This is a genomic window from Ferrimonas sediminum, assembly GCF_900100175.1.
GTDB classification, from domain to species: domain Bacteria; phylum Pseudomonadota; class Gammaproteobacteria; order Enterobacterales; family Shewanellaceae; genus Ferrimonas; species Ferrimonas sediminum.
This window is the reverse complement of sequence record NZ_FNEM01000003.1, coordinates 146,957-171,999: the sequence shown is the minus strand read 5'-3', so window position 1 is coordinate 171,999 and position 25,043 is coordinate 146,957. Positions and strand designations below refer to the sequence as shown.

24 protein-coding genes are annotated in these 25,043 nt (G+C 56.8%); 14 read left to right on the top strand and 10 right to left on the bottom strand.

Annotated elements, in window-relative coordinates:
- Nucleotide 1 precedes the first annotated feature (1 nt).
- Nucleotides 2–691, top strand: coding sequence for a sterol desaturase family protein (locus BLT77_RS05155; protein WP_090363047.1), 690 nt, complete (start codon nt 2–4; stop codon nt 689–691).
- An 8-nt stretch (nt 692–699) separates the two neighbouring features.
- On the opposite strand, the gene BLT77_RS05150 is transcribed toward BLT77_RS05155, so the two are convergent.
- The 3 genes from BLT77_RS05150 to BLT77_RS05140 all read right to left on the bottom strand — a co-directional run bounded on the left by BLT77_RS05150 (nt 700) and on the right by BLT77_RS05140 (nt 2,694).
- Entirely contained in the window at nt 700–1,134 is a 435-nt protein-coding gene (locus tag BLT77_RS05150) for a GNAT family N-acetyltransferase (RefSeq protein ID WP_090363044.1), read from the bottom strand.
- A 79-nt stretch (nt 1,135–1,213) separates the two neighbouring features.
- Nucleotides 1,214–1,585 (bottom strand): YybH family protein, encoded by a 372-nt coding sequence (locus BLT77_RS05145; protein ID WP_090363043.1) that lies wholly within the window; start codon nt 1,583–1,585, stop codon nt 1,214–1,216.
- A 107-nt stretch (nt 1,586–1,692) separates the two neighbouring features.
- Nucleotides 1,693–2,694 (bottom strand): NADP-dependent oxidoreductase, encoded by a 1,002-nt coding sequence (locus tag BLT77_RS05140; protein WP_090363040.1) that lies wholly within the window; start codon nt 2,692–2,694, stop codon nt 1,693–1,695.
- A gap of 154 nt (nt 2,695–2,848) precedes the next feature.
- Between BLT77_RS05140 and BLT77_RS05135 the strand changes: the two genes are divergently transcribed.
- Nucleotides 2,849–3,274: a MarR family winged helix-turn-helix transcriptional regulator gene (locus BLT77_RS05135; protein ID WP_090363038.1), complete on the top strand. Its 426-nt coding sequence runs from the start codon at nt 2,849–2,851 to the stop codon at nt 3,272–3,274.
- Nucleotides 3,274–3,555 carry a hypothetical protein gene (locus tag BLT77_RS05130; RefSeq protein WP_090363034.1) on the top strand — a complete coding sequence of 94 codons (282 nt, stop codon included), beginning with the start codon at nt 3,274–3,276 and terminating at the stop codon, nt 3,553–3,555. The genes BLT77_RS05135 and BLT77_RS05130 overlap by 1 nt, the downstream gene beginning before the upstream one ends.
- 28 nt (nt 3,556–3,583) lie before the next feature.
- Here BLT77_RS05130 and BLT77_RS05125 read toward each other — a convergent pair whose 3' ends face one another.
- Nucleotides 3,584–4,879 carry a lipopolysaccharide biosynthesis protein gene (locus BLT77_RS05125; protein WP_090363032.1) on the bottom strand — a complete coding sequence of 432 codons (1,296 nt, stop codon included), beginning with the start codon at nt 4,877–4,879 and terminating at the stop codon, nt 3,584–3,586.
- A 192-nt stretch (nt 4,880–5,071) separates the two neighbouring features.
- Nucleotides 5,072–5,995: a LysR family transcriptional regulator gene (locus BLT77_RS05120; RefSeq protein WP_090363030.1), complete on the bottom strand. Its 924-nt coding sequence runs from the start codon at nt 5,993–5,995 to the stop codon at nt 5,072–5,074.
- A 466-nt stretch (nt 5,996–6,461) separates the two neighbouring features.
- Between BLT77_RS05120 and BLT77_RS05115 the strand changes: the two genes are divergently transcribed.
- From BLT77_RS05115 to BLT77_RS05095, 5 genes are all read left to right on the top strand, one after another.
- On the top strand, nt 6,462–7,349 hold the full coding sequence (locus BLT77_RS05115) for a cytochrome b/b6 domain-containing protein (protein ID WP_090363027.1): 888 nt from the start codon (nt 6,462–6,464) through the stop codon (nt 7,347–7,349).
- Nucleotides 7,346–8,035, top strand: a complete 690-nt coding sequence (locus BLT77_RS05110) for a 4Fe-4S dicluster domain-containing protein (RefSeq protein ID WP_090363025.1) — start codon at nt 7,346–7,348, stop codon at nt 8,033–8,035. The genes BLT77_RS05115 and BLT77_RS05110 overlap by 4 nt, the downstream gene beginning before the upstream one ends.
- A gap of 4 nt (nt 8,036–8,039) precedes the next feature.
- Nucleotides 8,040–10,238 carry an aldehyde ferredoxin oxidoreductase N-terminal domain-containing protein gene (locus BLT77_RS05105; protein WP_090363022.1) on the top strand — a complete coding sequence of 733 codons (2,199 nt, stop codon included), beginning with the start codon at nt 8,040–8,042 and terminating at the stop codon, nt 10,236–10,238.
- Nucleotides 10,235–10,651 (top strand): hypothetical protein, encoded by a 417-nt coding sequence (locus BLT77_RS05100; protein WP_090363020.1) that lies wholly within the window; start codon nt 10,235–10,237, stop codon nt 10,649–10,651. The genes BLT77_RS05105 and BLT77_RS05100 overlap by 4 nt, the downstream gene beginning before the upstream one ends.
- A gap of 74 nt (nt 10,652–10,725) precedes the next feature.
- Entirely contained in the window at nt 10,726–11,466 is a 741-nt protein-coding gene (locus BLT77_RS05095; RefSeq protein WP_090363017.1) for a hypothetical protein, read from the top strand.
- Between the two features lie 59 nt (nt 11,467–11,525).
- Here BLT77_RS05095 and BLT77_RS05090 read toward each other — a convergent pair whose 3' ends face one another.
- From BLT77_RS05090 to BLT77_RS05080, 3 genes are all read right to left on the bottom strand, one after another.
- Entirely contained in the window at nt 11,526–11,789 is a 264-nt protein-coding gene (locus BLT77_RS05090; protein ID WP_090363014.1) for a GrxA family glutaredoxin, read from the bottom strand.
- A 127-nt stretch (nt 11,790–11,916) separates the two neighbouring features.
- Nucleotides 11,917–13,644: a DNA repair helicase RadD gene (gene radD, locus BLT77_RS05085; protein ID WP_090363011.1), complete on the bottom strand. Its 1,728-nt coding sequence runs from the start codon at nt 13,642–13,644 to the stop codon at nt 11,917–11,919.
- Between the two features lie 57 nt (nt 13,645–13,701).
- Nucleotides 13,702–13,962 (bottom strand): DUF5062 family protein, encoded by a 261-nt coding sequence (locus BLT77_RS05080; RefSeq protein WP_090363009.1) that lies wholly within the window; start codon nt 13,960–13,962, stop codon nt 13,702–13,704.
- A 441-nt stretch (nt 13,963–14,403) separates the two neighbouring features.
- On the opposite strand from BLT77_RS05080, the gene BLT77_RS05075 reads away from it, so the two are divergent.
- A complete protein-coding gene (locus BLT77_RS05075; protein ID WP_176819188.1) occupies nt 14,404–16,275 on the top strand; it encodes a sensor domain-containing diguanylate cyclase in 1,872 nt (623 codons plus the stop codon).
- A 139-nt stretch (nt 16,276–16,414) separates the two neighbouring features.
- Complete coding sequence (locus tag BLT77_RS05070) at nt 16,415–16,612, top strand: hypothetical protein (RefSeq protein WP_143026566.1); 198 nt, start codon at nt 16,415–16,417, stop codon at nt 16,610–16,612.
- 167 nt (nt 16,613–16,779) lie between these two features.
- Here BLT77_RS05070 and acs read toward each other — a convergent pair whose 3' ends face one another.
- Entirely contained in the window at nt 16,780–18,735 is a 1,956-nt protein-coding gene (gene acs, locus BLT77_RS05065) for an acetate--CoA ligase (RefSeq protein WP_090363001.1), read from the bottom strand.
- A gap of 171 nt (nt 18,736–18,906) precedes the next feature.
- Between acs and BLT77_RS05060 the strand changes: the two genes are divergently transcribed.
- Genes BLT77_RS05060 through BLT77_RS05045 form a run of 4 tightly spaced genes read left to right on the top strand, consistent with a single transcriptional unit; the run spans nt 18,907 to nt 24,084 of the window.
- Nucleotides 18,907–22,317, top strand: coding sequence for a hybrid sensor histidine kinase/response regulator (locus tag BLT77_RS05060; protein ID WP_090362998.1), 3,411 nt, complete (start codon nt 18,907–18,909; stop codon nt 22,315–22,317).
- Between the two features lie 59 nt (nt 22,318–22,376).
- On the top strand, nt 22,377–23,072 hold the full coding sequence (locus tag BLT77_RS05055) for a DNA-3-methyladenine glycosylase I (protein ID WP_090362996.1): 696 nt from the start codon (nt 22,377–22,379) through the stop codon (nt 23,070–23,072).
- A 1-nt stretch (nt 23,073) separates the two neighbouring features.
- Nucleotides 23,074–23,610, top strand: coding sequence for a GNAT family N-acetyltransferase (locus BLT77_RS05050; protein ID WP_090362993.1), 537 nt, complete (start codon nt 23,074–23,076; stop codon nt 23,608–23,610).
- 42 nt (nt 23,611–23,652) lie between these two features.
- Entirely contained in the window at nt 23,653–24,084 is a 432-nt protein-coding gene (locus BLT77_RS05045; protein ID WP_090362990.1) for a hypothetical protein, read from the top strand.
- A 9-nt stretch (nt 24,085–24,093) separates the two neighbouring features.
- On the opposite strand, the gene BLT77_RS05040 is transcribed toward BLT77_RS05045, so the two are convergent.
- Nucleotides 24,094–24,942 (bottom strand): LysR family transcriptional regulator, encoded by an 849-nt coding sequence (locus BLT77_RS05040; RefSeq protein WP_090362987.1) that lies wholly within the window; start codon nt 24,940–24,942, stop codon nt 24,094–24,096.
- Nucleotides 24,943–25,043: the final 101 nt, after the last annotated feature.

The following is a 25,043-nucleotide window of genomic DNA, read 5'->3' as shown; positions in this document are numbered from 1 at the left end:
CATGGACTGGATAGAGCGTCAACGGGCCTTCCAACAGCGGTACCGGCAGGGGGTTTCTCCCGCTTATCGGGGGCCTTGGCATGCGGCCGCGGTGGCGCTGTTTGGGAGCGGGGTGATGGCGCTGGCCCTGGTGCAGCTGGAGTCGGTATCCGGTTGGCAATGGTGGACGGTGGCAGTGGCACTGCTGGTGGCCAATGTGTTGGAGTACGTCGCTCACCGCTGGCTGGGGCACCGCCGGACCCGGATCTTGCCGCTGTTCTATCAGCGCCACAGTGGTGATCATCACCGTTTTTTCACCCATCAGGATCTGTTGTGTCGGGATAGCCGCGATTGGCGGGTGGTATTGTTTCCGCCGTATCTGATCCTGGTGATCAGCCTGGGCAATGCTCTGGTTGCTCTGGGGCTGGGAAGGTGGTTGGGAGCCAACAGCGGTTGGTTGTGGTTGGCCACCACCGTGGCGGCCTACCTGTGGTATGAGGTCAGCCACTTCTGCTGGCACCTTCCTGCCACTCACCGGTTGTTTCGAATCGGCTTTTTCGCCAGCATGCGTGAGCGCCATCGTCTGCATCATCACCCTAAGCGGATGAACCGAATCAACTTTAACATTACCTGGCCGTTCACCGACTGGTTGTTGGGCACCGGGTCGCTGAGCCCCTCTAAAGACGACGATCACTGCGGGCCGTCGTCGTAGCGGTGATGTTACATCTGGGCGTTGAGTTCCTTCTTCAGGAAGAAGCTGACGTAGCCTGGTGGCATGTCTTCCAGCTTGGCAAAGACTTCGTAGCTGTGTTGCTGGTAGAACTCCAGTGCCATGAAATTGGTGGTCTTGATGTGAATCCCGTGAGCGCCCTTGGCGTGGGCGTATCCCTCAAGTTGGGCGAGCAGCCGGGAGCCGGCACCTTGGCGTCGCTGGCACTCCTGAACCCAGATACCGTCGACGTGCAACCAGCCCAGCTTTACTTCACCGGCGATGCCGCCAACGATGTCATCGCTGCTGTTTTTGATGAAACAGGCAATTTTTTCATGTTGCAGGCTGCCGGTAACCGCGTCGTTAAAGCCGGTCAGTCCCTGCTTTAGTGCCGCGATCTCACCGTCATTGGGGGGGGCGACTTGCGTGAATTGCAAACTGTCCATGTCCATCCTTCATCGAAGCGTCAGCCCTTTAAATTAGCTACAGCTGAAGCAAGTTGCAACTTTAGGGCGGATTGCGTTGCTAATATTGCTCCAGTATCTCAAAAGCATCGTGGGTCAGTTTCCAGTGGCCGTCGGCCTGACGTTGCCACTGTTCCAGGGTAATGACGCCGTGGCCGATGTTCATCGACCATTCACTGCCCAGCTGAACGTTGTTGTCATCGATGAGTTTTAGCCAGGTTTTTCGATAGCAGAGATCGGCCGCGCCCGACTGCATGATGCCCTGCCAGAATTCGCGAATGGCCTTGCGTCCCTCAAAGCGGCCCATGGGGATCACCTCGAGCTGGGCCCCTTCGGTATAGCTGGCAACGCAGTAGTCGAGATTGCCGTGATTGAACTGGTTTATCCAGTTTTGGCTGGCTTTTAAGGCATTGATCAACGCGTGGTGATGCACAACTCCCTCCTCACTGGCGTGATGCTCCCTGACCAGTACCAGTAAGCATAACACCGAGTTGGGGTTGGTGCCGGAAGGGAGTGGCGCCAACCCCGGAGAAGCGTCGGTTATTCACCCAGTTTAACCAGCATCTTGCCGCTGTTTTTGCCTTCAAACAGGCCGATGAAGGCATCGGCGGCCTGCTCCAGGCCGTGATAGACGGTTTCCTGGGACTGAATCTTTCCTTCGGCCAGCCACTGGCCCATCTGGGCGGCGAACTCGCCGTAATGTTCCCAGTGATCAAACACGATAAAGCCTTCCATCTTCAGCTTTTTGATGATCAGGTTGGCCAGGTTGGCCGGCCCTGGCTGCGCCTCGGTGTCGTTGTAGTGGGCGATCATGCCGCACACCGCAATGCGGCCATGGTCATTCATGTGGTTCAGCACCGCTTCGAGGTGGTCGCCGCCGACATTTTCAAAGTAGACGTCGATGCCCTGGGGCGCGGCGGTGGCGATGGCATCGCTTAGGGAGTCCACCTGTTTGTAGTTGATTACCTCATCGACACCAAGTTGTTTCAACTGGTCCACTTTTCCGGCCGAGCCGGTGGAGCCGATAACGGTACAGCCCGCCAGTTTGGCAATCTGGCAGGCGGCGCTGCCCACGGCACCCGATGCCGCCGACACAAAGACGGTGTCGCCGGCTTTCAGCGCCGCAATGCGGTTGAGTCCGACCCAGGCGGTCATGCCGGGCATGCCCATAATACCGAGGAAGCTCTGCAGAGGCAGCGGCGTGTCGGGCAGGCGGGTCAGGTCGTCACCACGGCTGATGAAGTGGCTGCGCCAGCCCAGCATGCTGCTGACGTGGCTACCGACAGTAAAATCCGGATGTCGGGATTCGATCACTTCGCCGATGGCACCGCCTTCCAGTGGCTCTCCGAGTTGAAACGGGGCGATGTAACTTTTGCGGTCAATCATGCGGCCGCGCATGTAGGGGTCGACCGACATCCACAGGTTTTTGACCAGCACCTGCCCAGGTTGCAGTGCCGGCAGTGCCTGTGATTGCAGCTGAAAGTTGTCGGCGGTAGGCAGGCCTACCGGGCGGCAGGCCAGAGTAATGACATGGCTGTTCATGATTTGTCCTCAATGGTTGATGCGCTATTGATTTGCGCGCTAACTAATTGGCTGCACTGTATCGGAATAGATTGTTGTGCGCAAATGTTTTGTGCGCTAATTATTTGAGAAATGACCGGGTGAAGGTATGATGCAGTTTCATTCTGGAGAAATTATGAAACCGCAACTGTCTGACAACCTGTGTTTTGCCCTCTATACCGCCAGCAATGCGCTGACCCGGGCGTACCGACCTCTGCTGGAGAGGTTTGACCTGACCTATGGTCAGTATCTGGTGATGCAGGCGCTGTGGCTGGAGGACAAAGTCAGTCTGACCGAGCTGTCCAGACAAACCCGGCTCGATCCTGGCAGCCTGACCCCGGTGGTTAAGCGTCTGGAAGGTAAAGGGATGCTGACGCGTACCGTCAGCAGTGAGGACGAGCGCCGCAAGGTGATCGCCCTGACTGAAACCGGGCAGGCGTTGCAACAGCAGGCGGCGGTGGTGAAGTCCGAACTGGAGCAAAAAACCGACATCGATCCCCAGGTGATCGATACTCTGCGCCGCCACTGCCTGACGCTGGCAGATCAACTGGCCAAGGTTTGATGATGAAAGCCTCCGATCCCGATGCCCTGATTCAGCGTCATCAGAAACTGGTTCACTCCGAGTATCAGAAAGTGGCGTCTCACGTGCAAAGGGACAGCGGCGATTGGGTGAACAACACCCTGATGCTGGATGGACATCAGGTGGCATTTAAATACAAGCGTAAGCAGCGCTACCAGAGCCTGAAGGGCGCCCGGGTCAACTTGACCTATTATGTCGACGTGGAGACCGTCGCCGGGTTTGAGGTCGAGGTGATGAGGGTGGTTCGCATCAAGCGCAGCTGAGCCCGGGAAGTCACTGGATCTTGCCAGGCTAGGCGGTTTGTAGCTCGGAGCCGTGGTGGCGTCTCTGCAACTGGTGTTCGGCGAACATCGACAGAATGAACATCATCGCGTAACCACAGCCCTGGGCAATGACCACTGCTACCACGTTGTCGGTGAGCAGTTCCAGGACGTTGTAGCTGATCAGCAGGGTCAGGATACCGGTCACTCGAATACCCAGGCTCAGAGTAAAGCTGCCGTTGGCCTTGATGTAAGCCAGTTGGTAGGCGTTCAGCATCATAAAGACAAAGAACAGGGCGACGTGGGTCAGCACCGGGGCTGCCTGGGCGTATTCCTCGGGAAACAGCCAGCGGATCAGGGGATCGCCAAATAGGGCGGTGATGGCAAAAAACGTCACACCGACCGTGCCCGCCAACCGGAAAATCCAGCGTTTGATCTCCTCGACCTGATGGTGAGCGTCGTCTCGCAGACACTGGGCCAATTCCGGCAGCACAAAGCGGTAGATGGGAAATACGAACAGCAGCGTCATGTAGGTCAGGATCGGCCGGACGACCACCTGAAAATCCCCTAACTCATTGATACTGAAGTCGCGAATGGTCAGCAACACCGTGATATAGACCATCAGGATGCTGGCACCGGCCTCCAGGGCGGCGGTAAAGCTCTTCTTCACGTAGGCCACCATCGCCGGTTCCATCTGGACTTTGCTCAGGGGTTGGGTCGCAACGACCTTGCGCCGTTGTCGCAGCATGTAGATGGCGGCGCTGCCGCTGGAGAGAATCATGCTGTAGAACAGCGCCTGCAAGGCACTCAACTGCAGCCCGAACCACAACACCAGGAAGAAGCCGATGTTGGCCAGGGGTTCGATCCAGGTAAAGCGATTGGTGAGGGTATACAGGCGGTACATTCCCAGCAGGTTGTTGGCGTACACCTTGAGGCCCATGGCCATGATGACTCCCATCAGTTCAACGTAGCCCACATCGATGTTGAGCTGGTGCTTGATGTAGGGGATAACCATCCCCCAGGTCAGTAGCACCATCAGAATCAAGCTGATGCGAAAGATGTTGATGATGTCACGATCTTTGCGGGTCTGGCTGTAGCTGACCATCATCGATGACCGGAATCCGGTCAGCAGGATCAGAGACAGGGAGATGACGTCGATAACGGTGTTATAGAGGGCGAGATCCGATTTGGCGACCCATTGGGCCAACCACAGTTTAAAGCCAAACCCCAGGCCGATGCTGGCCAGCGTTGCCAGGATACCATTGAAAAACGCCTGTTTGAGATTAAGTAATCGCTCAGAACTGACTTGGGTGGCGACGTGGGGCACTGCGGACGATTCCTCGGTGATGGTTAAGAGGGGCTAGTGTCGCCCGAATCGACACTTAATGCAAATGATAATTGTTGTCATCTGCGGTGACCCCTCCGGGAGGAGGCGGCGAAGCGCCCCGATGATCATCAGCAAACCGGCAGGGTGGCACTGAAGGAAATTGGCTATCCGGATCCCGGCAGGGGTTCGCGGTTATGGCTCCAGTATGGTTTTAATTGCGTGCTGAAAACTGGTTTTCAACAGATCTTCGAGAGTCTTCATGGCAGGATGCTGATACCAGGAGCGATTACAGATAAAACCATACTCAAAATTGACTGGCTTACCCTCGTTGATTACCGGTCGCCAAATTAAATTATGCGAAAGATGTTCCGGATAGGCGTTGGTAGAAAAAACAGAGTAATTCAGTTGCTCTGCACAACGAAGCGCCGCCTGGATGGAGGGCACGGTGATGTCCGATTTAAGTTCTATGCCATACTCCTCGAGCATGACCCTTTCCAGGAATGGAACATTGCAGCCGGGGTCTAGCCTGACGGAGTTGATCTCTTGTAACTCCTTTATATCAATTTCTTGATTTATCGACAGCGGGTTGTCGGCACGCAGATAAACGCCGAGTTGAACACTGCCAAGACGCCTCTGGATAAACCGGCGATCAATATCAAAAGGAAAATAATTGATTCCAATTGCAAAGTCATTTTGGTTCAGATCGGGAAGATTGCCCGTCGGCCAAACGTGGAATTTTAAATCAAACTTACAGTGGTGCTGTTTCAAGCCGGCCATCAGGTCAAACATAATGTGTTCGGTGATGTAAAGCGGAGCGTATACGCTGAGGCTGCCTTCAATATTTTCAATAGAGCTTTCGCTGGAGTGTTTTATGTAGTCGTCCAGATTTTGAAGAAGAGGTGAAATCAGCTGAATAAGATTCGAAGTGAATGCTGTCGGCTCATAACGACCGTTGCTGGTGATAAACAGCTCATTACCAAAATGGGCTCGCAGTTGGGCCAAGCCGCGATTGAGCGTTGAGCGGCTGATCTCGAGGTGTCTGACAATGGCATGAGTAGTCCGATATTCATTGACTACTAACAGGTATCTTACGAGGTTTAAATCAAGTTGCGTCATATTATTATAGTTATCGATCTAAATTAGAATTCAGGTTTGTCATCTTCAAAGCTTGAGGATGAGACTACCTCACGCATTGGTCACCCAGTTTGCGCTACATCACGAAATTGGCGGCTTGCTTCGGTTTTTTTTTGACCTTTGGGCCGATAATCTGCGAGTTCAGGCTTTCTGCTGCCAGGTCGTTGTAGCCCCAACCCGTAAGCCATACTGCGTCCCTTTGTACCATGAGTCATTTGTGATGCCCCATTCGGGGTTATTTATGGTTCTTTTTTCGGTGTTTATTTCCAGAGTTGTTCGGATTTAGCCTGTTTATCAGTTAGCAACCCACAACGATGCTGATGGGTGTCTCATTTATGAACTTTAACTGGGTCAGATTTGATTCCCTTTCTAAGAAATACTGCCGGCCATCGGTTTTTACTCTCTCCAAAAACCGAAAACACATTCAATGTTCATGTCAGGAGCCAATATGAATAACCAATCGAATAACTTTCTAGGCTGGCTGCTTGGATTCGGGATAGCACTGCTCTTGTGTGCCATTGCCATTGTGGTGTCCTCATACCGCGGTGAGCAGGGGAGCAACGCCATCCTGTTCTTTGACAGCCTCTCCTATTTCTTGCTGTTTGTGACCGCTGGAGGGGTGTTTTGCTCAGCCAAATTGCGCAGGACCGGTGATCGCCTGGAGCAGGACCGTGTCCTTCGCCACGACGGTGTGGCCCGGTTAACCCATTGGACCAGCGCCTTTGGTTGTGTGCTGCTGCTGGTCACCGGCGTTGTACTGGGCTTTCTTTGGTTTCCACGCTTGGTGACCAGTGCCGGCGCCACGGCTCTGATGTTTAACCTTCATTTTATCGGTGCCCTGTATTTCCTGTTTGGCTGCAGTTTATGGGCCTGCAACCAACTGGTGGATACTCACCGCCTGCGCAGTCATCTGCCGGATGAATCGCTATGGATAGAGGTGAAGAAGTCATTTCTGCATTACACCCACATGCTGGGTCTAACCCCTAACCACATTCCTGCTCCCAAATATCACCATTCAGGACGGCTGGCCGGCTTGGTGATCATCGTTACCTCCCTGGTGGTGATTGTTTCCGGGTTTGGCAAGTTGGTTGCCCGGGGAGTCGACCTCGATCCGGTCATCATTGAAATGATCAGTTTTGGGCACGGTTGGGCGGCGCTCGTCATGCTGTTGCTCATTCCGGTCCATGCCCTGCTGGGGGGGGTGGCTCCCTGGGCCTGGAACACCCTGGTTGGCATGGTGACCGGTTATGTCAGTCGTGATTACGCCAGGCAGCATCACAGTTTGTGGTTTCGAGAACTGGAACAGAAGCAACAGCAGCAGGAGTCTCAGCAATGACAAATAAGGGTAGCAATACCGAAATGGACAGTGGCCGTCGCCATTTTCTTACCGCACTGGGCAGCGCAGGCATGTTGATTGGCCTCAGTGGTAGTGCCTATGTGTTGCGTGACGACAAAATCTACATCAAGAGTGCCGGCGGGGCATTGGTGGTTGATCTGAAAAAGTGCATGGGGTGCGGCAGCTGCATGACCACCTGTTCTCTGACTCACCATGGCAAGGCGTCGATGTCGCTGGCCCGAATCCAGATTCAGCAGGACTCCTTTGCACCTTTCCCGGGCGACATCCAGATGGCGACCTGCCACCAGTGCGAGGATGCCCCCTGTGTCGGCGCCTGTCCGGTCAACGCCAATAAGGCCAACGAAGACTATGGGTTTGTGCGTGATATCGATCCGGAGCGCTGCATTGGCTGCATGCAATGCATCGAAGCCTGCCCCTACACCCCAAAACGGGTGCAGTGGAATGCCGAAACCCGCAGCGCCCAAAAATGCGATCTCTGTGTCAACACGCCGTTTATGGAGGAGGAGGGTGGCCCCGAGGGGGTTCGTGCCTGCCAACGGGTGTGCCCGGTAGCTGCCATCGATTTTGTGACTGAACTGCCGGGGGCCAATGCGCCCGACGACCGCTATGTGGTCAATCTACGCAATGAAAGCTGGGCTCTCACCGGCAAAACCATCGAGGATTAAAACAATGATGATGAAAGGCTTCGCTGGAAAAATTCTGCATGTTGATTTAACGAACTTAACCACCTCGGTCATTCCGACACTCAAGTATCAGCGCTGGGGCGGTGGCCATGGTCTCGGCGCCGCCCTGTTCTGGGATCTGTGTCCGGAGGTTGAATCCATCACCGATGGCCGGGATCCTCGAAACGTGGTTACCTTGGCGGCGTCACCCTTTTCCGGTACCAATGTGCCCTCCGCCGGAGGGCGCTGTGAGGTGACCGGCATCGGCACCGGCTTGAAACCTAAGAACTGGTTTGCCCGCTCAAACTTTGGCGGCCAGTTCAGTGCCATGTTGAAACACGCCGGTTGGGATGCGGTCACCATAACCGGTGCTGCACCGCACCCGGTGTACCTGGATATCCGTAATGACCGGGTCGTCATCCAGGATGCTGTCGAGGTGTGGGGGAAAGACACCTACGACACCCAGCAGTTGATTCAGGACGAGGTGGCCAAGGTTGAGGCGACCGCCGGATGGAGCGCCCAGCTCGACAACCGTGACATCGGCCGCACCACCCAGAAGGCCGCCGTCGTTGCCATTGGCCCGGCGGGAGAAAACCAGTCGATATTTGGTTCTCTTATCCATGGTGCCGGCCACGGTTCCGGCCAGTGTGGGTTCGGCGCCGTCTTCGGCTCGAAGAACCTTAAGGCGATCAGTGTCATTGGTACCGGTGCCGTTGATGTGGCCGATCCCATGGCGTTGGTCAATGCCCGTTTTAAGACCCGGGAGCTCTATGCTAACGATGCCGATAACCTCACCCTTCTCGGTACTCCCACCAACCCGGAAGCGGCTAACGTACGCCTTAATTCAGAGGTGGGAGCCCATGCGTTGGGCAGTGCATCGAGAGCACTCCTTTTCGCTCAAATAGACGAGAATCACCGCAGTGTCGGTTGTCATGGCTGCGTCAACGGTTGCAAGCAGCGCCGTGACGGCTATGGTAACGAGTCCCACTGTCAGACTACGGTGTGGTATCTGGCGCCGGCACTGTTGGCAGCGCGCGGCGAAGCGGCATTAAAGATGACCCTGTTCGATGAACGTAAAGATGTCACCGAAACCATGATGTACGCTGCAGAAACCATCCAACGCCTGGGCATCAACTCCTATCCGCTCACGGACGGTTGCCTATGGCTGGGAGCCCTGGCGCAGTACGGACTGATTGGTCCCGATAAGCAAATTAAGTCCAACCTGCCCTGGGACAAGTTTGGCACCATGGAGTTCTGCAAGGCTTTCTGTGAGGCCATCGCTTATAAGACCGATATTGGTGAATTGGTCGCAGAAGGGTTTGTCGAGGCGGCTAAAGCCATTGGTCGGGAGGAGGATCTGAAAAATGGCAAGTTTCTGCAGTACCCCTACTGGGGCATACCCGAGCATGGTTATGATCCCCGGGCGGAGTTGACCTGGGGGTATGCCACCCTGATGGACAGTCGCGATATCAATGACCACGGCTATAACTGGATCTTCTGGAACGTCAATTATGAAATTGCCGCCGGAATCGACCACCCTGTCGACGCGGAAACCATGGCCAGATGCTACACGGAAAAGATGATTCCCTATGCCAATGATCGGCCCCAGGCACTGGATTTCTCAGAAAAGAATATGTACTCGGAAAACCTGGCCCGGGCGGTGCAGTGGCAGATGCACTACAACCGCTTCTATAAAAATTCGCTGTTGATGTGTGACTTCCGCTGGCCCGATTGCTGCAACCTCAATCGCCCCGACTTCCGTGGCGCCACCGCCGACCCCGAGGTGGGTGAACAGGTGTATTGGAAAGCCGTCACCGGTGAGGCGATCACTTTCGAGGAGGGGATACGGCGCGGTCGCCAGGTCTATAACCTCGACAATGCCATCTGGGTTCTGCAGGGGCGCCATCGTGATCTGGTGAAGTTCGAAGATTACATCTACGACAAGAAGTATGACCATTCCAAGCTGGGCACCTACAGCTGGCCATCAACGGATGACAAGGGTCAATGGTCTTTTGAAGATACGGTGGGGCGCCAACTCGATAGAGAGGGGGTGGAACACTGGAAAGACCACTACTATCGACTCGAAGGCTGGGATCTTAGCAGCGGTTGGCCAACCCGTGAGACGCTGGAGGCGTTGGATATGGCCTTTGTCGCCGATCGCCTGGCCCGGGCCGGCAAGCTGGGTCAGGAGGGATTGCGTCGATGATTCAACTTACCGGAGCCCAGGCCAAACATTATCTGCGTCAGGTGAAATTTGAGGAGGCGATGATGGCGTCGATCGTTATCCGCCCAAGAGGAATGGCGCCGATGCTGGTGAATTCAGTCGAATCGTTGTACATCCTGTTCGAACCCAACAAGAAGTCGGTTCCTGGCGTGGATTTTGACGAACTGGAACTGTGGTTGGCCAACACCGTGGGAGACAGGGAACTGGCGCAAGCGGTTCATTATGACGCGGGAGAGAGCAGCTTTTTTGAACATTGTGTAAAGGTGTATCACATCCTGGATGCGCGGCTTCGACAGTATGCCGAGGCAATGAATATCACCGTGCCTGAAAAAACAATTAAAGAGGCGGTGGCACCCACGCCAAGTATTTATAAGAAGTATGTGGGAATTAAATAATTGTTAGCCTTTAATAAATGACCCTAACTCTAGGGTCATTTAAACATGATAAATAAACTTAGGGATGAATAATAATGCATAAAATAATTGGTGCAGCCTTGGCTTTACTTATTTTTGTTTCGCCTGTCGCTTTGTCACAAGAACTTCACAGTAAAGATCCCCGTAACCCCACATCCAAAGTCGGGGTTGAGGTTGACGAAAAGGGCGAGCTCAAATTCATTGTTGGTGGTGGTGATACTAACTGGTATGAAGGCAGCGAAAATCAAGGGGTTTTCCAGCTGGACTATAAAATGGACTCAAATGATGGCCGCTTTCGTTTCGCGAACTTTGACAGTCGTTTTGGCGGGGTGTATGGAGACTTTATCTACACCGACGATGTTTCCCTGATGAGTACTATTGGTTACATTTTACCGATCACCGCCAATAATAGTAAGACTCAGTTTTTTCCTAGCTTAAATTACAGCTATCTTGACTTTGATAAAAAAAATCCAATTAGGGCAATGGTTCCAGATGAACTTGGTGGTGGTAACCACAGCCAGCTTTCGAGTTTGAATCTGTATATCCTGCACCCTTGGGATGATACACATTTTACTTTTATAGAGATGTTTGGTGGCCGTTCATTTTCTGGTGTTGAGATAGAGATTTATGATGTGTGTTGGACACAGGGTATGAATAGCACTATTTTGGGGAAGGCGGCTTTTGTATACTTTAAGGGGCAATATTCTCGTACTGAAGTGTCCGGAAGTTTTGCACCTGGCGGGTCAGATAATAGTGATGATGCAAAATTCAGCTTTGGGGTAGAACTGAAATTCTAGTTTGTGGCAGCATCGGCTCTGGAAACTGTCTGGCTTCCGGAGCCGAACTGTATGCAGAGTTAGGCGTACAGGCCCAGGTTTTCCTTGGCGTAGGCTTCAAATTCGGTGCAGCCGCCAACGTGTTCCTGATCGATGAAGATCTGAGGCACGGTGGCAACCGGTTTGCCGACGGTCTTTTCCAGATCTTCTTTGCTGATGCCTTCGGCGTGCATATCCACATAGCGGAATTTGAAATCTTCGCGGGATTCGGTCAGGTTTTCGGCGATCTGTTTGGCACGAACGCAGTAGGGGCAGCCAGGACGGCCAAAAATTACAACAAACATGGGGTTCTCCATCAAAATTCTGATTAGTTTATACCATAAATGGCGGTTAACGCTAAATCGGTCTTTTTACGGTGAGAAGTCAATTTTCGTTATTTTATATAGGGTTATAACTGATTAATCGGTATGATTAATAAGCGCTATCGGCTTTTCGGTAGCGGCCCCGATAGTCAAACAGGGTCTCGATTACCTTCCAGCCATATTTTTCCTTACGGGCCACCACAAAGTCCGGGTGACGAAACAGCGAGGCCGAGGCCAGAACCGCTTCAACATTCGGCAGTCGCAGTGGCGTGCCCGGTGCACGCAGGTGCATGCGGGCAAAGTTGTGGTAGAAGGCGCCTTTCTGACCCGGTGTGGAAAAGCCAAAATGCTGATTGATTTCGGTACCATCTTCATCGTACCAACTGATTTTGATGCCCGCCTGACCGGACTTGAGCTGAACCGGGCTTAAGGCGATGCCGGCGCACCGCAGCACCAGATAATCTTTCAGTTTCAGCACCTCCTTGAGGCGCTTATCCGGATCCACCAGGGCGGTGTCGCACTGGTGGCAATGACGGGCGGCGATGTCATTTTCAGCCAGGCAGTTGGGGCACTCTTTGAACCGAAAGCGGAAATCGCACTGTCGGGGCTGAGTGTTGCCGTCGTCGATTAAGGCCTGGCAGCGTCGACCAAAATGCTCAAGAATGCAGCCATTGTCATCCTCCTTGCCCCAGAAGTGGTTGTGGTGACCGCACTTGGGGCAGGGCACCTCCACCACACTGGTGTCGGCTTTGGGCTTGGGTTCGCCCACTTCCGGCGAAAACAGCGAATAGCCATTGCCGGCAAAGTCCAGCACCAGGCACTCGGTCTTTCCGGGGTACAGCCGCAATCCCCGCCCCACCATCTGCTGGAACAGTGCTACCGAATCGGTGCGCCTCAGGATGGCGATCAGGTCGATATGGGGTGCATCAAACCCTGTGGTTAACACCGACACATTGACCAGGTATTTGAGCTTTTGTTGCTTGAACTGTTGAATGATGGCGTCCCGCTCCGCCCCGGGAGTGGCGCCGGTGATCAGGGCTGAGTCGTCGGCGGGAAGCTTGCCGAGAATCTCCTCGCCATGGCGTACCGAGGCGGCAAACACCAACACCCCTTTATGTTGTGGCCCCAGTTTGACCAGCTGCTCGCAGATCAGACTGGTGGCGCGGCCCTGGTTGATCAGCATGGTGTCCGGGTCGTCATTATCGCTGGGCAGCAGCAGCGAGGCTACCGCACCGTCGACGATGCGTGCGGGAGTGAGGAATTGCTCTTTGATCAGTTGGCCGATAGGCAGCTCGAAGATGCAGGTTTTAAAGGGCTTGGGTTCGGCACTGCGCAGGGTGCCATTGCTGTGCTGCTGGTAGATCCAGCCCTGATCCAGTCGGTAAGGGGTGGCCGTCAGGCCGAGTAATTTCAGCTGCGGGTTGGCCCCGGTCAGGGCGTCGACCACCTGTTTATACTGGCTGTCGCCACTGAGGTTGACCCGGTGGCACTCGTCGATGATCACCATGGAAAAAGACTGGTTGCAGGCCTGGGGGGAGGCGGACAGGGACTGAATGGAAGCAAACACCACCTTACCACAGGATTGCTTCCTGCCCAGCCCGGCGGAGAAGATGTCGGCATCCTGGCCCATGGCCACCAGCTTGCTGTGATTCTGTTCTACCAACTCCTGCACATGGGTTAACACCAGCACCCGGCCCCGGGCCAGCCGGGCCAGTTCGGCGATGATGATGCTTTTGCCGGCACCGGTGGGCAGCACCAGTACCGCCGGGCTCTGGTGTTGACGAAAGTGGCGAATTACCGCCTGAACTGAGGCGTGCTGGTAGGGGCGAAGTTGCATCAATCTGCTGGCCGTACGATGGAAAGGGAAGGGTGCGGTAGGCCGCACCCTGAAACATTATTGCAGTAGGGGGTGGTCTTTGGGCAGTTTTCCGGCAATCCATTTCACCAGCCGATGCTTCATGTTGACGCCATTCTCCTGATCCTGAGGCAGGGGGGTCAGTAGCTTGTCGTGCACCAGTAAACGGTAGATGCATTCCACCTTCTGATCGGCCGAATCGGTGGCACTGAATGAGTGGTATCCCGCCTTGACGGCATAGGCTTCACCGATCTGCATCGCTTTCTTCAGTAACGCTTTTTCGTTTTTGATTTTGGACATTGCGAATTCGCCTTCGAAGAATCGTGTTTCTCTTTCTACACCCCCGGCGGGTAATTATCAATCGGGGTTCTCTTCGCTGGCTGCTTTGGTACCTCGAGTGTCCAACAATTGGTCGATAGCAGCCGGGATGCGGCTGTAGCCAAGCTGTGATCGTGTTTTAATTTTTTTTGAATTTCCCGCTTGGATGGGCGGGGAAGCGACAGTGCTTCCCTAAAATTGGGGAAAAAGCCCGTAGGAATCTGCGTATAGGGGACTGTTGCTTTGGTCAGAAATCGGGTAGGGCGCCGGTGGGGGCGGTGCCTCGTGCGGAAACGGCCCTACAGCGGACCACTGTCAGCCGGCTGAGATTGCGGTAGCATGCCTCCTTATTAGGCGCTGTGGACTGTTTTTTGATTCATGAGTAGAGAGAGCTTTTTAAACCGTTGGTTGAGCAAGCGGTCATTGAGTAACCGTAACAGTTACCTGCTGCTGTCGGTGTGCTTCATCGTATTCGGTATTGCCGTGGCTTTACTGTCGTCACTGATCAACTATCGCCTGCAATCCACTAACATCGATCAGTCGGTAGAGCACAGGTTTGAAGCGGAAAAGAACCTGAAACTGGAAAAACTGCGCACCTCGGTGGCGTCGCTGGAGTCTATGGTGACCGCTCTGGCGGAGAACCCGTTGACCCTGGCGTACATCCATGCGCCGTCTGAGAGGGGGCTGCAGGCCATGAACAACCTGTTTTTGATGGCGGCCCGCTCTCAGCCGGAATACATGCAGGTTCGCTACCTGGATCGCACCGGCATGGAACGGGTTCGGGTGGATCGCCAGCGCGGCGACATCAATCCGGCTCTGGTCATCCCGGAACGGTTGCAGGATAAGAGCCTTCGCTACTACTTTACCGAAACCCGCCGCCTTCCTGCTCGCCAGCACTGGCACTCTAAACTGGATCTGAACAGGGAAAACGGTGCCCTGGAAAGGCCGATTCGGCCGACGTTCCGGGTGGCGACCCCCATCTACCTGGACAACCGCTTTGCCGGGATGGTGATCATCAATACCGAAGCTAAGTTGATGCTGAAGGAGTTGACCCGGGCGGTGGATTTCGAAGTGTTGGTGGTCGATGGCGAAGGGGAGGTGCTGGTCAGCCCGGATGCGTCCAACTCCTGGAGTCGCTATCTGCCGGATCGTAACACCCTGTTCGATATGATGCCGGCGCTGGCGCCCGCATTGCTGGCTGGCAGCGATAGCCGCAATACCCAGGTGCACAGCTTCAGCATCGATGAGCTGTTCCATAACGGCGAAAAGCTGAAAGTGATCATGACACCGACCCGGGAATCGCTGACCCAAATGATGGAAGCCAATACCTTGGCGGCACTGCTGATTGCCGGCAGTGTCATTCTGATCTCCTTCCCCCTGTCCTGGGTGGCAGCGGTGGTTCCGGCCCATCTTCAGAATAGGCTACAGGATACTCTGGGTGAGTTGCGGCGCACCACGGCGCGTCTGGATCAGCATGTGATCACCAGCAGCGCTGATGCCCAAGGTTGCATTACCCATGCCAGCAGTGCTTTCTGTGAGACCTCCGGATACAAACTGTGGGAGCTGAAGGGGAAAACTCACGCCGTGGTGCGTCATCCCGAGAACCCGATGCAGCAACGCCAGGAGATTCGACAGGCGTTGTCCAGCGGCTTGAGCTGGCGCGGAGAGTTGCGGAACCTGCACAAAGAGGGGCAGGAGTACTGGGTGGACTCGGTGATCACCCCGGAGGTAGATGCTAAAGGTCAGGTTATCGGTTTCTCCCAGGTGGCCACTGACATCACAGACCGTAAAGCCATTGAAAAGATGTCGGTCACCGATGTGCTCACCAATGTTCATAACCGTCGCCGCCTTGACCAGTTGATGTTGGCGGAGATGGAGCGCTATCTGCGTTACCAGCAGTTTTTCTCTGTGATTATGATGGATCTGGATCATTTTAAAGCCATCAACGACACCTTGGGGCACCAGGTCGGGGATGAAGTCCTGATGCAGGTAGCACAGAGCATGAAAGAGAATGTTCGCAAGGTGGATCACCTGGGGCGCTGGGGGGGCGAGGAGTTTCTGGTGATCTGCTCCGGTACCGATGAAGCCAGTGCCGGCCTGCTGGCAGAAAAACTGCGGGTGTTGATTGAGCAGATGCCGATGGCGACCTCGGTGACCGCCAGCTTCGGGGTGGCGCAGACCTTACCTGGTGAACGGCTCAACCAACTGATTAAGCGGGTTGATCAGTCGTTGTATCGAGCCAAGGAGCTGGGTCGAAACCGGGTCGAGCTGGCCTCCGGCGCCAGCCTGGATTGATCGCCCTCACTCCCATGCCCCGCTTCGGCGGGGTTTTTTTTGGCCATTAGCCACGGGTCACAGACAGCCGGGGGCAAGGGAGCTACCCTGAGCCGCACAGACAAGCGGCCCTGGCCACGACAACGATGAGTGAAGCAGTATGGATTGGATGATGGGAGTCGCCCTGGCGGTCGTTGCCCTGGCGTTGGGCGTGGGGGTGAAGCGGGTGTTGACGCCGGTGAAACCCCAAATGGTGGTGCAGCCGCCCCAGCAGCGCCCCTGTCCCCGTTGTAAGTTCACTCTGGGCTACGCCGACGCCCCCTGTCGCAAGTGCAAGATCTACCCTCAGCCAGATTGAGTGGCACGGTTGAACGGCGCCGCTGAAGAGAAAGCCAACCACCAGCACCACCTATGGGTAGCCTGGAAACCTTGATCAGCATCCGTCCCATCAGCCCCAGCCTTGATGACTTGGGCAAAAAAAGCCCCACCTAAGTGGGGCCGGGCAACTGCAACGGCGCGCCGTTATCAGGATTCGGTACGGTTCAGACGGGCTTCGATAAGGCTGTCGATGACCGTTGGATCCGCCAGGGTGGAGGAGTCACCCAGGCTGCCCACCTCGTTGGCAGCGATCTTACGCAGGAAGCGACGCATGATCTTACCGGAGCGGGTCTTGGGCAGGCCGGGGGCCCATTGAATCAGATCCGGCGTGGCCAGTGCGCCAATCTCGGATCGAACCCATTGGCGCAGGGTCTGACGCAGGGCTTCGGTTTCCTCGGTGCCTTTGTTGAGAGTCACGTAGGCGTAGATCCCCTGACCCTTGATGTCGTGGGGGTAACCCACCACGGCGGCTTCGGCCACATCCGGATGAGCCACCAGGGCGCTTTCCACTTCGGCGGTGCCCAGGCGGTGCCCGGAGACGTTAATGACGTCGTCCACCCGTCCGGTAATCCAGTAGTAGCCGTCTTCGTCGCGGCGGGCCCCATCGCCGGTGAAGTACATGCCGCGGAACGTCTTGAAGTAGGTCAGAACAAAGCGGTCGTGGTCGCCGTAGACGCTGCGCATCTGCCCAGGCCAGGAGTCCAGCAGCACCAGGTTGCCTTCGCCGGGGCCATCGATGAGGTTACCCATGTTGTCCACCAGCGCCGGCTGTACACCGAAGAAGGGGCGGGTGGCGCTGCCGGGCTTCAGATCCGTAGCCCCGGGCAGGGGTGAAATCAGAATGCCACCGGTTTCGGTCTGCCACCAGGTATCGACGATGGGGTGCTGCTCTTTGCCGATGACGTCGTAATACCAGCGCCAGGCTTCCGGGTTGATGGGTTCACCCACCGACCCCAGCACCCTCAGGCTGCTGCCGTCAAAACCGTCGAAGTGGGCTTCGCCTTCGGCCATCAGAGCCCGAATCAGTGTCGGAGCGGTGTAGACGATGTTGACCTTGTGGCGATCGATGATCTCGCCCATGCGTGCCGGACTGGGCCAGTTGGGCACCCCTTCGTGCATCAGCAGTGTGGCACCGTTGGCCAGCGGGCCGTACACCATGTAGGAGTGACCGGTGATCCAGCCCACGTCGGCGGTGCACCAGTAAATCTCGCCATCGCGGTAATCAAACACGTATTCGTGGGTCATGGAGGCGTACACCATGTAGCCGCCGGTGCTGTGCAACACGCCCTTGGGGGTGCCGGTTGAGCCGGAGGTGTACAGGATAAACAGTGGGTCCTCGGCGCCCATCTCTTCGGCGGGGCAATAGGGGGAGCTGACGGCCATCAGTTCGTGCCACCAGATGTCTCTGCCCTGCTGCCACTGAATGTCACCGCCGGTGCGTTTGAGGCAGATTACCCGCTCGACCGTGGAAACGTCCGGGTTGTCCAGGGCGGCATCGACGTTGGCTTTCAGCGGAATGATGCGGCCACCGCGAACCCCTTGGTCGGCGGTAATCACCACCTTGGACTTGCCGTCGATGATGCGACTGGCGATGGAGTCGGGGGAGAAGCCACCGAAAATCACCGAATGGATGGCGCCGATGCGGGCACAGGCTAGCATCGCCACCGCCGCTTCCGGGACCATCGGCATGTAGATGGTGACCACGTCACCGCGCTGGACGCCCTGGCCACGCAGGGCGTTGGCAAAGGCACACACCTGCTGGTGCAACTGGCTGTAGGTCAGGGTCAGTTGTTCGGAGGCGTCGTCTCCCTCCCAGATGATGGCGGGCTGGTCGCCGCGGCTTTCCAGGTGACGGTCCAGGCAGTTGTAGGAGGCGTTGAGGGTGCCGTCGTAGAACCACTTGATGTACAGGTTGTGGTCATCAAAGGAGACTTTGCGGATCTTGGTGTAGTCTTTGAACCAGCTGATGCGCTGGCCGTGTTCACGCCAAAAGCCCTCGGGATTGACCACCGATTCCTGGTACATGCGGCGGTATTGTTCTTCGTTTACTTTCGCGCCGGCGGCGAAGTCGGCATTCACCGGATAGAGAGACTGCGTGCTCATCGAGGAATCCTTCTCTTGATTCATGTCGTATTGACTGTGAGTTTTGCAAGATGGCCGGGGTTCAACCATTAGACATTGGTCTAGCTAATTGAGCATAGTTGCCTGCTGCGACTTTGCGCTAACTGGTTGAGCTGGCATGATAAGCGTTGAAGGAATAACGAGAATAACAACATGAATTCGACCCTGCTGATCGGCATTGCCGCCCTGTGTTACCTGAGCTTGCTGTTTCTGATCGCCTGGGGAGGCGACCGCTATATCCGCCAGATTCCGGGCCGGGTCAAGCGTTGGGTCTACGGCTTGTCGCTGGCGGTGTACTGCTCCAGCTGGAGTTTTCTGGGCACCGTCGGCCAGGCCACGACCGATCCCTGGGGCTTCATTCCCATCTACATCGGCCCCATCTTGCTGTTTACCGTCGGCTTCGGGGTGATTCGAAAACTGGTGACCGTCTCCAAACAGCAGAGCATCACCTCGGTAGCGGATTTCATCGCCGCCCGCTACGGCAAGTCTCAGCTGCTGGCGGCCCTGGTGACCCTGATTGCGGTGTTCGGCATCATGCCCTACATCGCCCTGCAACTGAAGGCGATGGTGCTCAGCTTCAGTCTGTTTCAGCCAGACACCAGCGCCATAGAAGGGGATATCCTGGCGCTGTTGATCTCGGCGGTACTGGCGGTGTTCGCCATTCTGTTCGGCACCCGAAAGCTGGATGCCACCGAACACAACCCTGGGCTGATGCTGGCCATCGCCTTTGAGTCGTTGGTAAAGCTGGCCGCCTTTGTGGGCGTCGGCCTGTTGGTGGTGTTCGGCCTGTTTGATGGCCTGGGAGATTTGCTGGGACAGGCACGGGCCCAGGGACTGATGACCGACACCTCCCACGATCTGCATCTGGAGCAGTTATTGCCGGAAACGGTATTGTCCATGGCGGCATTTTTATGCCTGCCGCGCATGTTCCATGTGATGGTGGTGGAGTGCGATAAACCCCGGGCGGTGGAACGCTCCCGCTGGCTGTTCCCCAGCTACCTGGTGATATTTAGCCTGTTTGTGGTGCCTCTGGCCCTGGCTGGCGGCCTGCTGTTGCCGGACGGCGCCGCCGCCGACACCATGGTGATCAGCCTGCCGCTGGCCACCGGTCACTTCTGGACCGCGGTGGTGGCGCTGCTGGGGACCATCTCGGCCGCCACCGGCATGGTGATTGTGGCGGTGGTGACCATCTCCATCATGGTGTCCAACGAGTGGCTGGTGCCGTTGCTGTTGCGGTCCGGCCGCATTCGCAGCCAGAACTTCTCCCAGTTTTCCAACCTGCTGCTCAACACCCGTCGTATCACCATTATTCTGCTGTTGCTGGCGGGGTTGCTGGCCTACCAGAGCATCACCTCTCAGGAGTCGTTGGCGCGACTGGGGATGCTGGCTTTTGGCGCCTTTGCCCAGCTGGCTCCCGGCCTGGTGGGGGGGCTGTACTGGAAAGGCGGTAACCGCAATGGCGTCCTCAGCGGCCTGACCATCGGTTTCATCCTGTGGTTTGTGGTGATGCTGCAGCCGGAGCTGGGGCAGCAGACCAGTGTGTTCGGGGTCAGCCAGACGGTGCTGAACCTGTTTTTGGCACTGCTGGCCAATGGTCTGTTCTACGTGGTGGGTTCGATGGTGTTCCGGGCCGGAGTGGCCGAGCGTATTCAGACCAGCGCCTTTGTGCTGCTGCCGGAGGAGCGCCGGGTCACCAGTAAGTTGCTGGGAGTGGTCACGCAGCACGACTTGCTGCTGCTGGCGTCGCGGTTTGTAGGTCCGACCCGGGCCTACCAAAGCTTCTCCGATTTCAGCCCCTCCAGTGTGGATTCCCGCTCTTGGGGGCGCAGTGCGCCCATGGAGCTGATCGCCCACACCGAACGGCTGCTCTCCAGTGTTCTGGGGGCGTCGTCGGCGGATCTGGTGATGGACAGCGTGCTGCGGGGCCGGGATCTGGCCCTGGACGAGGTGTTCTCGCTGATGGACGAGGCCAGTGCCAAGATTCTGCTGTCCCAGGACATGCTTCGCGGCGCCATCGAGCACGCTTATGAGGGGATGAGTGTGGTGGATCAGGATCTGAAACTGGTGGCCTGGAACAAGCGTTACCAGGAGTTGTACCACTACCCGGACGGCTTCTTGCAGCTGGGGATGTCGGTGGAGCAGATCATCGAGTTTAACGCCCAGCGCGGCTATTGCGGCCCAGGCAGCATTGAGGAGCACGTCAACCGGCGGGTGCACTTTATGCGCCAGGGCAGTGCCCACAGCTCCGAGCGTCGTCGTCAGGATGGGCGGGTAATCAGCATTCGGGGTAATCCCATGCCTGGTGGGGGGTTTGTGATGACCTTTACCGACATCACCGAGTTTCGCCAGCAGGAGGCGCAGTTGCAGGCGCTGAACGTGACCCTGGAAGCCCGGGTGGAGGAACGCACCCGGGAGTTGGCCAGCCTGAACCGGAAACTGCGCCTGGCCAAGGAGGCGGAAGAGGAAGCCAACCAGAGTAAGAGCCGGTTTCTGGCGGCCATCGGTCACGATCTGATGCAACCCCTCAACGCCGCCCGATTGTTCACCGCGGCGCTGGCTCAGCACCAGAACCTGGACAGGGCGCTGCTGCCGACGGTAGAGAATGTCTCCGGCTCTCTGCACACCGCCGGAGACCTGCTGGCGGATCTGCTGGACATCTCCAAGCTGGAGTCCGGCACCATGGAGGTCAACCGCAGTGACGTCAATGTGATGGACATTCTTGAGCCGCTGGTGACCGAGTTTTCGGCGCTGGCCACCAGTAATGGCCAGCGCTTCTCCGCCCATCTGCGCTCCTGCAGCATTAATACCGACCCCAATCTGTTGCGTCGAATTGTGCAGAATTTCCTGACCAATGCCCTGAAATACGCCCCCAAAGGCCGGGTGGTGATGGGCACCCGACTGCACGCAGGCATGCTGGAGATCCAGGTGTGGGACAACGGCTGTGGCATTGCCGAGAACAAGCTGGGGGAGATCTTCTACGAGTTTAAACAGCTCAATCTGCATGCCCGGGTGGGGGGCATCGGTCTGGGGCTGGCGATTGTGGATCGCATCAGCAAGGTGCTGGGCCATACCCTGAAAGTCCGCTCTTCACTGGGTGAAGGGTCGATGTTTTCGGTGACCTTGCCGGTAACCTCGGCACCGGTACCGGCTCGCAGTGCGCCGAAGCTGGTGTCTCTGAGTCCGCTGCAGGGAGTACGGGTGCTGTGCATCGACAACGAGTCGGCGATCCTGGCGGCCCTGTCCACCTTGCTGGAGCGTTGGCAGTGCGAGGTGGCCCTGGCCGAAAGCCTGGAGGAAGCGATCATCGAGATGGGCTTGAAGGGGTTCAAACCGGACATCATGCTGGCGGACTATCATCTGGATGATAACCGCAACGGCCTGGATGCCATGGATGAGATTCGCCGCCGTTACGGCGACGAGGTGCCGGGTGTGTTGATCACTGCCGATACCCGCGAGGAGCTCAAGCAGGAGGTGGCCCAGCGGGGTTACCGCTACATGGCCAAAATGGTGAAACCGGCGGCGCTTCGGGCCATGGTGTCGGCGCTGGTCTCGGAACAGCATTAATTTGCCCTCGACTGACCGACGATATCGGCGGGGGCTGGAACAGGAAGCGGATAAACAGAATGAGTAAACAGGAACACTTTGACGCCATCTGGCAGCGAGCCGCCGGGCGCAAAGGCGGCGATGCGGCGCTGACGGCCTTACTGCCCCAGGCCGACAGCGGACAGGCGCGTCTCAGTGATGCCGCGCTGTTGTCGGCCATGAGTGCCCAAATCTTTAAATCCGGATTTGTCTGGCGGGTGGTAGAAAATAAGTGGCCGGCGTTTGAGCAAGCATTCTGGGGCTTTGAGCCGCAGAAGCTGCTGCTGATGTCGCCGGAGCAGCTGGATCAGCGTGCCAGCGATCCGGCCCTGATCCGCCATGGCAAGAAGATGCAGGCGATCATGGACAATGCGCTGATGGTGCAGGAGTTGGCCGAGGAGCACGGCAGCTTTGGTCAATGGTTGCAGCAGTGGGACAGCCGCAATGTCATCGGCCTGTGGGCCGAGCTCAAGCGTCGTGGCAGCCGGCTTGGTGGCAACACCGGCCCCTATTTTTTGCGCAGCGTCGGCATCGACACGTTTCTGATGACCGGCGATATTATCGCCTACCTCAAAGCCCACGAGTTGCTGGATGCGTCGCCCAACTCTAAACGGGGGCAGATGCAGGCCCAGGCTGCCTTTAACTGCTGGCAGGACGAGAGTGGTTTGCCCCTGGCCAGCCTGTCGCGGGTGGTGGCTTGCTCGGTGGGTGACAATCGCTTGGGAGTAACAGATTAGTATGATGATTCAAGGTGATTGTGTGCGTCTTCGAAGCCTGAGGGTGGAAGACGCCGCCGAGTTTTACCGCTGGTCCTGCGACCCGGAGGTGGTGCAATACAGCCTGTCCAGCTTCTCCCTGCCCAAGTCCCAGGCGCAGTACGCCCAGTGGTTGGCCCAGGTTAATGACGAGCGGGGTAGCATCTCGCTGGGTATCGAGTGCACAAACTCCGGTGAGCTGATTGGTTATGCCGGCATCGTTGGCATCAGTCAGCTCAACCGCTGCGGCGAGTACTTCATTCTAATCGGTGATAAGCGTCACTGGGGCAGGGGAGTGGGGACTGAGGTGACCCGGCTGGTGACCGAATACGGCTTCCGGCAACTGGGATTGAACCGCATAGAGTTGACCGCCTTTGCCAATAATCCCGGCGCGGTGAGAGCCTATGAAAAAGCTGGCTATGTCCACGAAGGGGTGTTGCGCCAGGCGGGGTTTCGCCATGGCCGTTTTATGGACAAGGTGATGATGGCTGCTCTGGCCAACGACTGGCTGGCGACCTGATGGGCGCAGGCTGAAATGTGATACGACTAGGGAGGGGCGGTAATGCCACGTTCGACATCACCCTGGCAGCTGTGGCTGGTAGCCATTCTTGCACTGCTGTGGGCCGCCGGTGGCGCCTTTGATTACCTGATGACCCAGACCCGGCATCAGCTATATATGGCCCAGTTTACCCCGGAGCAGCGGGCATTTTTCTACGGATTACCCTCTTGGGTGGTCGCCTGCTGGGCGATGGCAGTGTGGGGCGGCGTACTCGGCGCGCTGCTGATGTTGCTGCGTTCCCGGCGCGCCGTGGGGGTGTTACTGGTGTCCTGGTTGGCGATGGTGGTGACCACGGTGCATAACTACGGATTTAGCAATGGCATGGCGGTGATGGGGGACCCGTTTTCACTGGGGTTTACCGCGGTGATTTTCATTGTTGCCCTGCTGTTGTATCTGTACGCCCGCGCCCTGGCTGAACGGGGCATACTGCGCTGATGTAGGCTGTTATTGCCCTTCGGTGTGCTGCTTGACCACCGTCCCGATCCGATCGGTGAGATCGTACATATCAAAGTGCTTCCTGAATTGCTGTGACGCCCGCAGGTAAAAGCTGGCACGGTAATCCGCGATCTCGGTGGCATGCTGGCGAGACGGCAGTGACCACGGGGGAGCGATCAGCAACTGTTCGGGGCGGCCGTGGCCGTCTTCCAGCAACGGTGCGGCGGCGGCCTGTACCCATAGGCAGTTGTCGCTGATGACCAACGCCTGATCGGCGGCGATGGCGTTGACCTCTTGCTGCTCGAGGGCGCTGGAGTAGAAGATTCGGGAGATGGTGTCGCTGCCATCTTCAGCGGCGCTGTATTGCATCAGCAGAGGCTGTTCATGCAAGACATCGCGGGCCGGTATCTGGTCGGCAGGGCGACCGATCCCCATCACCAGGTCCATTTCCTCGGCGCCGGCACGGCGTGGTGCGCTAAAACGGCGGATGGTCAGATTCAGGCTGCTTAAGTCGGACAGTTCCCGGGCGATGGCCACCACCAGGTCCGGGCTCAGGCCATCATCGATGGCGATACTCAGGCTCTGTTGCTGACCCAGCTTGGCAAATTCACTCATCATCTCATCCTGCAGTCGTAGCGCTTTCTGGGCATAGAGGAACACCAACTGTCCTTCACGGGTAAGGCGCAGGCCGGCACTCTTTTCTAGCAACCGCTTTCCGAAATGCTGCTCGACTTTTTTGACGTGCTGAGACACCGCCGGCTGGGTCATGAACAGGGTGGCAGCGGCATCACTGTAACTGCGTTTATCGGCGACACAAGCGAAAGTTTTCAGGAACTTAATATCGATGGAGTGTTTCATCTATCGCCCCGCTGACCGCGGTCGCCGCCACCGCAGGCGGTGCCTAGACCAGTACTGATGGTTGTGTTTTCCCTACCCTTGTTCATGACCCTTCCTGAGTC